Below are 8,412 nucleotides of genomic sequence, written 5' to 3'. Positions count from 1 at the left end.
GCCTGGGAGGGAGGGTTCGTACTCATGGGCACCTCGCGGTGAGGGGGAGAGTGCGTGAGGACTGAGCCGTGGTGAGGGGCGAAAGGTGCGGGGGGACTGAGCGGTGGGAGAGAGCTCCTGTCCAGCAAGGTAGAGGATCGTTGAACGATCCTTCAATACCCCTGTTGTTTCGTTCTCCTCTCTGCGCTTGAATTCCGGCATGGCCGCCGAACTGACGGGACTTGCCGACGACCGCGCCCTCCTGGGGCGCACCAGCACCGCCGAGCGGGTCTCGGACATCCTCCGCAGCCGCATCGCCGAGGGCTTCTTCCCGCCCGGGACCCGCTTGTCGGAGGACAGCATCGGCGGCGCCCTCGGCGTCTCCCGCAACACCCTGCGCGAGGCGTTCCGCCTGCTCACCCATGAACGGCTCCTCGTCCACGAGCTCAACCGGGGCGTCTTCGTACGGGTGTTGACCGTCGAGGACGTGGAGGACATCTACCGCACCCGCCGCCTCGTCGAGTGCGCCGTCGTGCGCGGGCTCGGGGAGCCGCCGTACGGCCTTGAGGGGCTCGCCGCGGCCGTCGCGGAGGGCGAGCGCGAGGCCCGCGAAGGCGACTGGAAAGGGGTGTCCACCGCCAACATCCACTTCCACCGCGAACTGGTCGCCCTCGCCGGCAGCGCCCGCACCGACGAGCTGATGCGCAGCGTCTTCGCCGAACTCCGGCTCGCCTTCCACGTGGTGGACAACCCGCGCACGTTGTACGAGCCGTACCTGGCGCGCAACCAGCTCATCCTGCGGACGCTGCAACGGGGGGAGCGGGCCGAGGCCGAACGCATGCTGGTCGAGTATCTCGACGACTCGCTCCGGCGCATGGTCGAGGTCTACGGGCGGAGGGTGCGGGACAGCGCCCCGTGAGCGGCGCCACGGCCTGTCCGGCGGCGCCACCGCCTGTCCGGCGGCTCGTCCGGCGGCTCGGCGGCTCGTCCGGCGGCACGTTTGGGTCGTTGTCAGACCCAGGACCTAGTCTGTGCACCGTGACTTCACCCGCATCGACGGACCGTGTTCCGCCCCAGCTCAGCGCGGGGCCGCGCCCCGCGCAGGGGCCGGCCGCCGACGAGGGACTGGCGCGGCGCCTGCGCGCGCTCGCCTGCACGGCGCCGCTGCACGACCTGGACGCCCGCAAGGCGAACCTCGCCGGTGAGTACACGGTGTACGGCATGGCCGAGGTCGCCCTCGCCGCCATCGACCTGGTCACCCTGAACATGGACTTCGACACGGGCGCGGACCACGACCAGATCGTCGCCCGCCTCATCCCGCGCATCGCCGCCCAGGCGCCCGGCCGGCCCGTCGAGGAGCACGAGCGGGTGGCCCGCTGGGTCCTGGAGAACCTGATCAACGTCGGCAGCGTCGACCGCGGCTTCCGGGCCGTGTACGGAACCTTCGCGCCCGACGGCACCTACGTCCGCCGCGACTACGACTTCAAGCTGATCGAGGAGGTCCCGGGCTACGGGGGCGGTGTCTACCTCCGGACGACCGACGAGGCCGTCAACGTGCTCGTGGGCGCCCTCGACACCGACGTCACCAGCGCGCAGATCGCCGCCGAGGTCAAGCTGGAGGTCCTGATCAGCCGGGGCCGCCTCGCCGACGCCCAGCTCGCCGCCGAGCAGGCCCGCTACCGGACCGTGCAGTACTCGGAGACGCTGCGCAGGGCCCTGGACGCCACCCGGCGCAACGTCCGCGCGGTCGACTGGCTCCAGACCGTGCCCGACATGATCGCCGAGGCCCTCGACCACGTCGCCGACCGCTACCGCCACGAGAACGCGATCCTGACGAACATCCGCAAGGCCCGGGACGAGTCCGAGGATCCCGAGCAGAAGCGGCGCGCCGCGGAGCTGGTCGACATCGTCAAGGACTGCATCCGGCGCCACACACAGCTGCAGTCCCGGCTGCTGGAGGCCGGCCCGCTGTTCCGTGCCGAGCAGGACCGGCAGGCCTTCGCCACACCGATGACGACCTCCGGGATAGATCTGTACGGGCATCTCGTCGGGCCCCTGCTGCCGCTGCCCGTGGAGCAGGCCCGGCGGGTGACCGACGCGTTCTTCGCACGCGGCACCGGGTTGCGCACGCCCGGTTCGGTGCGGGTGGGGGACCTCGTGGAGCTGCTGTTCACCCCGCCCGTCGAGCGGGAGCACCTCGGGGCGGAGATGCCGGAGCCGGATCTGATCGCCACACCCGACGACAGCCGGTTCAGCGAGGAGCAGCTGACGGCGGCGAAGCAACTGCTGGATCTGCCGGCGGACGCGCCCCGTCGGTTGTCCGGGCTGTTGGCGGAGGCGCGGCTCCAGGATCCCGAACTGCCCTATCTGGTCGCCCTGTTGGCCGTCCACGCGGCGAGCCCGCCGGTCGGTACGGCCTATCGGCAGGGGGAGGAGAAGCTGCTGTTCGCCGTGGACGACGGGACGGAGCTGGACGATCCCGAGTTCGGTGGCGCGGATCTGATCGTGGGGATGGCCCTGCTGGACTCCGCGGGGATGGCAGCGGACAGGGAGGCGGCGTGAGGACGCCGTGTCATGAGATCGAGGAGTTCTTGTCGTGAGTGAGCATGTCGAGTGGAGTGAGCCGGAGACGGCAGCCGCTCCGGTGGCTGCCGCCCTCACTCCCGCCGACGCCGCGGACGCCGCTCGGCTCGTCGCCTTCGGGCTCCAGCCGAAGCTGCAGCCCGCCCGGGACCAGGAGTACGGGGAGCTGTTGCGCCGGTACCGCGAGGACCCGGCGTTCTCCCGGCTCGCCGACGCCGTCGCCACCGGGCTGGGGCTGGTCGTCCTGGAGGTGTCGCCGCGGGCGGGCATGGCGGTGACGGCCGCCGAGGACTCGGTGTTCGCGGTGCGGATGGGGGACTACGCACGGCGGACGTCCGCGGACTCGGTGGACCGCTTCCTGCACGGGCTGGCGCACCTCGCGGTGGCCGCGATGGCGTTCCCCCGACCCGAGGACCTGGCGGACGACGGATATATCGGCCGGGTCTCGGTCCATGGCGTCGACGCCTTCGTACGACAGGCCTGTAGACGGCTGGAGGAGCGGGCCGAGGAGCAGGGGGAGAACACCGACCCCGCCACCGACGCGCCCGGCCTGGAGTCGGCCTGGCGGATCTGGGCCAGACGCAGTTCCACCGGGGCCACCAAGGACGCCCGCCGGCTCGCCGGGTCCACCACCGGCATCATCGGCAAGGCAGTGGGCTTTCTGACCGACTCGGGCTTCCTGCAGCGCACGGGCGACGAGAACGGCGGTACGTATCGCACAACCGCGCGTTATCAGCTCCAGGTGCGGGACATGGCGGGCAGCGCCGCGATGGCCGAGCTGCTGGAGCTGGGCGTCGTCCCGGTCACCGACGGTTCGGCCACGCTGCTGCCCGCCGAGGACACCGACGACCTGGAGCTGGTGGCCGACGCCGGACTGCCGTTCCACTCCTGACTCCCGACCACCGTCCCTGACCTCCGTCACCACCTCTGCACGATCGACCGTCACTCCTCCCCGCACCATCACCGTCACGACCGCGAAAGTCCGCCGCCATGTACGAGCTGTCCCGGGTCCGCCTCTACTCCATCGGGCCGGCCGGTGCGCGCTACGCCGACACCGTGCTGGACCTGAGAGGCGTGGGCGAGTACGTGCCCGACCCCGCGCCGCAGCAGGCGGAGTTCTTCCAGGAGGAGCCGACCGAGCCGCCGCGCAGGCCGGCGCCGGCCGGGGTGCTCTTCCTGGAGAACGGCGGCGGCAAGTCCGTACTGCTCAAGCTGATCTTCTCGGTGATGCTGCCGGGCCACCGGAACACCCTGGGCGGTGCCAGCTCCGGGGTGTTGCGGAAGTTCCTGCTGGCGGACGACTGCGGGCACGTCGCCCTGGAATGGCAGCACACGCTGACCGGCGAGTGCGTGGTCGTGGGCAAGGTGAGCGAGTGGCGGGGGCGCCAGGTCTCCAACGACCCACGGAAGTTCGCCGAGGCCTGGTACTCGTTCCGGCCCGGCCCGGGGCTGAGCCTCGACAATCTGCCCGTCGCCGAGTCCACCGCCGTACGGCCGTCCGTCGAGGGCGCGTCCGGCGCGCAGGGCCGACGGCGGACCATGAAGGGGTTCCGGGACGCCCTCACCGAGGCGGGCAAGGCGTATCCGCACCTGGAAGTGCACTGGGAGGAGATCCACGACCGCTGGAACGAGCATCTGACGGACCTCGGCCTCGACCCCGAACTCTTCCGCTACCAGCGGGAGATGAACGCCGACGAGGGCGAGGCCGCCGGCCTCTTCGCGGTGAAGAAGGACTCCGACTTCACCGACCTGCTGCTGCGGGCCGTGACCGACACCAGGGACACGGACGGACTGGCCGACCTCGTCTCCGGGTTCGGCAACAAGCTCGGGCGGCGGGCGGAGTTGATCGCCGAACGGGAATTCACGGCCGGGTCCGTGGATCTGCTGGGCCGCATCGTGGAGGCGGCCGAAGGGCGCTCCCGGGCCCGGGACGTCCACGCGGGAGCCGAGCGGCGCACCCGCACACTGGCGCGGCGGCTCTCGGCGCGCGCCGCCCGGGAGCGACTGCGGGGCACCGATCTCGCCCAGCGGGTCACCGCGGCCGCGTACGCGGTCACGCACTCCGAGGCCGCCCGTGACCGCAGCGCCCTCATCGCCGCCGAACTGGCCTACCGGCATGCCTCGTTGGCGCTCGCCGCCGCTGAGAAGTCGGCCGCCGCGCAGAAGCGGGAGCTGGCCGACGCGCGCACCCTGCACTCCGCCTGGCAGGCCGCCGAGGCCGTGCTCAGGCACCGGGCCGCCGCCGACCGCGTCGCCCGGGTGGCGGCCGCCATCCAGGAGGCCGAACGGGACGCCGCCCCCGCGCTCGCCGCCCGCGCCAAGGCCGCCGTCGACCTCGTTCGCGCCCTGCACTCCGCCGCCGAGAGCGCCGAGACCCTCGCGAACGAGGGCGAGGAGAAGTCGGCCGCCCTGCAGGAGGTCGGCGAGGCCGCCCACCGGGACGCGACCGTCGCCGCCACCGAGGCACAGCGCGCCCGCAGCGAGCTCGGGCACCTGAAGCAGCGGCTCGGCGAGGTCGAACAGGAGACCGCCGAGGCGGTCCGCGCGGGCTGGCTGGACGACAGCGCGCCCGACGCCGACCCGGCCAGGGCCGCCCTCGCCGCCAGCGACGCCGAGAAGACGGCCGTCGCCGCCTGGGACGCCGCGCGCGAGGCTTCGCGCCGCGCCTCCGAGCACGCCCGGGAGGCCGCCTCCGCAGAGTCCCGCGCGGAGCTCACGGCCGCCCGCGCAGCGGACGCGGCGATCGCCGCCGAGCGGGCCCACGACGGGGAGCGCCGCACCGCGGAGGCCCTCGCGGGAGAGGAGCGGCTGGCGGAGCTGCTGAGTCTGCCGGGTGCCGTGGGCAGGGCGACGGGTGGGGTGCCGGGTCCTCGCCGGGGCGGGTCCGACGCCGCCGACGCGACCGGTGTCGGCGCCACCGCACGGGCCTCCGGCACGGAGGCCGTCGGCGGTTCGGGTGCCGCGAGGGGCTCGGAAGGTGCGGCCGGGTCGAACGGCCTGGGGGGCGCGGGCGGTTCGGGTGAACGCGAGCTCGCCGAGGGCCCCCTCACCCCCGAGGAGCTGGACCGTTTCGCCGACGAACTGCGCGAACTGCTCGACGAGAACGTGTCGTCCGCCGAGCGCCACCTCTTCGAGCTGCGCACCGCCGCGGCCGACGACTCCCGCATCCTCGGCGCCCTCGGCGACGGCGGACTGCTGCCGCCGGGCCCGGACGTCCTGGCGACCGTCGAGTTCCTCGGTGAGCACGGCATCCCGGCCCTCCCCGGCTGGCGCTACCTCGCCCAGGCCGTCGATCCCACCGACCACGCGCGCGTGCTCGCCGCCCGCCCCGAGCTGGTCGACGGTGTGATCATCACCGACCCCGACTCGCACGCCCGGGCCCGCGAGGCACTGAGCGAAGCCGCCCTGCTCCCCAGATCCGCCGTGGCCGTCGGCACGGCCGCGGCCCTGCTGGCGCCGACGCCGCCCATGGACGCGGGCGACGGGGCCTCCTCCGACGTCTTCCTCGTTCCGCCGAACCCGGCCATGCACGACGAGCACGCCGCCGACGAGGAGCGGCAGGCGCTGCGCGCGCGGGCCACCGCACGCGACGAGGAGATCCGCGAACTGGCGGCCCGGCTCGGGAAGGACCGGGAGCTGGCGGCCCGGCTCTCCTCCTGGCGCACGGGCTGCCCGGCGGGACGCCTGGCCGAGCTGGCCGACGCCGCGCGGGAGACCCGCGCGTTCGCCGAGGAGGCCGAGGCGGAGCTCTCGGAGGCGCGCACCGTGCGGGCCGAGGCCGAGGAGGCGGCCGCCGAGGCGGCCCAGGTGCGGGACGAACGGCAGGAGGCCGCGCAGAAGGCCCGCCGCGCCGCCGACGCCCTCGCCGGACTGGCCTACCGGCTGCGCGAGCGCGCCGGCTGGCAGGCGAAGCTCCGTGAACTCGCCGACGACGCGGCCGAGTCCGAGGCCCGCGCCCAGTCCTGCCTGGAGCGCGCCCGCGCCGCCGACGAGGACCGGCGTGCCACCCAGCGCGGCGCGGACGACGCCCGCCGCACGGCGCGTGCGCTGCGCGCCGAGCGCGCCGAGATCGCGGGCGCCCCCGACGACGTACCGGAGAGGGACTCCGACGGGCCGAGGCAGCCCCTCGCGGCCCTCCGCGAGGCCTACCGCGCCGCGTCCCAGGTGTACGAGAAGGTCGGCGTCGGTGCCGATCTGCGGGCCGAGCAGGCGCGGGCCGAGAGCGACGAGAGCGCCGCGATCGCCGACCTGGACCGGCTGACCAACAAGGTCCGCAACCGCGCCGAGCAACTGCTCCAGTCGCCCGACGGCTCCGACGGGCCCTCGCGGCAGGCGGCGGCGGCGCGCGCCGAGGAACTCGTCCAGCTGCTGGAGACGCGGATGTCCACCGCGAGCGAGCAGCTCGGCCGGTTGCGCGGCGAGGCCGAGCGCCTCGCCCCGGAGGACGGCGAGACGCACACCGAGCTGCCCGAGGAAATGCTCCCGCGCGACGCCGACCACGCCCAGGCCCTGCTGCGCACGGCCACCGCCGAACTGGCCTCCCGCACCGAGGCGTTGACCCAGGCCCGAGAGGCCCACGCCGAGCTGCTGGAGTCCCACCGCGCCACCGAGGACGCGGCCGGTGGCTTCGACGAGACGGCCGCCCTCCTGCGGGACCTCCTGCGCGACCACTCCACCGACGACGAGCAGGACGAGCCCGAGCCCTACCCCGGAGGACTCGAAGAGGCCCGCAGGGCCGCCGCGGAGGCCCGCCGCTCGCTGCGCGGCTGCGCAGCCGACCTCTCCGCCGCCGAGGGCTCCGTGCGCGAGGCGAGCGACGTCCTCGTACGCCACGCCAACTCCACGCGCTACGAACAGGTCCGTACACCGGCCCGCCAGCAGATCCGGGAGCTGCCCGCCGCCTCGCTGCCCGAGCACGCGCAGAAGTGGGCCGACGCGTTCGCGCCCCGACTCCGGGTCCTCACGGACGAGTTGGCCCAGCTGGAGCGCAACCGGGACTCGATCGTCGACCGGCTGCGGGGCCTCGTGGAGTCGGCCCTCGCGACCCTGCGCTCCGCCCAGCGGCTCTCCCGGCTCCCCGAGGGCCTGGGGGAGTGGTCGGGACAGGAATTCCTCCGGATCCGCTTCGAGGAGCCCGACCAGGCCACCCTCACCGAACGTCTCGGCGAGGTCGTCGACGAGGCGACCCGCGCAGCGGTGAAGAAGAACTCCGACATGCGCCGCGACGGCATGTCCCTGTTGCTGAGGGGCGTCAGCGCCGCGCTGCAGCCCAAGGGCGTCGCCGTGGAGATCCTCAAGCCGGACGCGGTGCTGAGGGCCGAGCGCGTCCCCGTCGGCCAGATGGGCGACGTCTTCTCCGGCGGCCAGCTGCTCACCGCCGCCATCGCCCTCTACTGCACGATGGCCGCGCTGCGCAGCAACGACCGGGGGCGGGACAGGCACCGCCACGCCGGCACCCTGTTCCTGGACAACCCCATCGGCCGCGCCAACGCGACATACCTGCTGGAACTCCAGCGCGCGGTCTCCGACGCCCTCGGCGTCCAGCTCCTCTACACCACCGGCCTCTTCGACACGACCGCTCTGGCGGAGTTCCCCCTGGTCATCCGCCTCCGTAACGACGCCGACCTACGAGCGGGCCTCAAGTACATCAGCGTGGAGGAACACCTGCGCCCGGGCCTGCCCCAACCGCCCCAGCCGGGAGAAACGGCGCACACGGAGATCACCGCGACACGCATGTACAAGAGGCCGACGACCACCAGCGCGTCGTAGAAGGGGCTCCGCCCCTGAAAGGGGCGCGGGGAACTGCGCGACCAGCCACGACGGACCCGCAGTCACCCCACGCCCCAAGTC

General features: G+C 73.7%; 4 protein-coding genes. All 4 read left to right on the top strand.

What is annotated here, in order from left to right; all coding sequences use genetic code 11:
- Positions 1-199 precede the first annotated feature (199 nt).
- Positions 200-898 carry a GntR family transcriptional regulator gene (locus P1P70_RS35500; RefSeq protein WP_319245165.1) on the top strand — a complete coding sequence of 233 codons (699 nt, stop codon included), beginning with the start codon at positions 200-202 and terminating at the stop codon, positions 896-898.
- 119 nt (positions 899-1,017) lie between these two features.
- Complete coding sequence (locus P1P70_RS35495; protein ID WP_319245164.1) at positions 1,018-2,541, top strand: hypothetical protein; 1,524 nt, start codon at positions 1,018-1,020, stop codon at positions 2,539-2,541.
- Positions 2,542-2,575: 34 nt separating this feature from the next.
- A complete protein-coding gene (locus P1P70_RS35490; RefSeq protein ID WP_319245163.1) occupies positions 2,576-3,454 on the top strand; it encodes a hypothetical protein in 879 nt (292 codons plus the stop codon).
- A gap of 98 nt (positions 3,455-3,552) precedes the next feature.
- Positions 3,553-8,331 (top strand): hypothetical protein, encoded by a 4,779-nt coding sequence (locus P1P70_RS35485; protein ID WP_319245161.1) that lies wholly within the window; start codon positions 3,553-3,555, stop codon positions 8,329-8,331.
- Positions 8,332-8,412 lie beyond the last annotated feature (81 nt).

Origin of the sequence: Streptomyces sp. MB09-02B (assembly GCF_033794485.1) — a bacterium.
In the GTDB taxonomy this organism is placed as follows: Bacteria; Actinomycetota; Actinomycetes; order Streptomycetales; family Streptomycetaceae; genus Streptomyces.
The sequence above is the reverse complement of the archived record's forward strand: the minus strand, read 5'-3'. Positions and strand labels throughout refer to the sequence as shown.

Coding starts and splice junctions, on each gene's coding strand:
- P1P70_RS35500 (WP_319245165.1), top strand. CDS start 200: ATGGCCGCCGAACTGACGGGACTTGCCGACGACCGCGCCCTCCTGGGG.
- P1P70_RS35485 (WP_319245161.1), top strand. CDS start 3,553: ATGTACGAGCTGTCCCGGGTCCGCCTCTACTCCATCGGGCCGGCCGGT.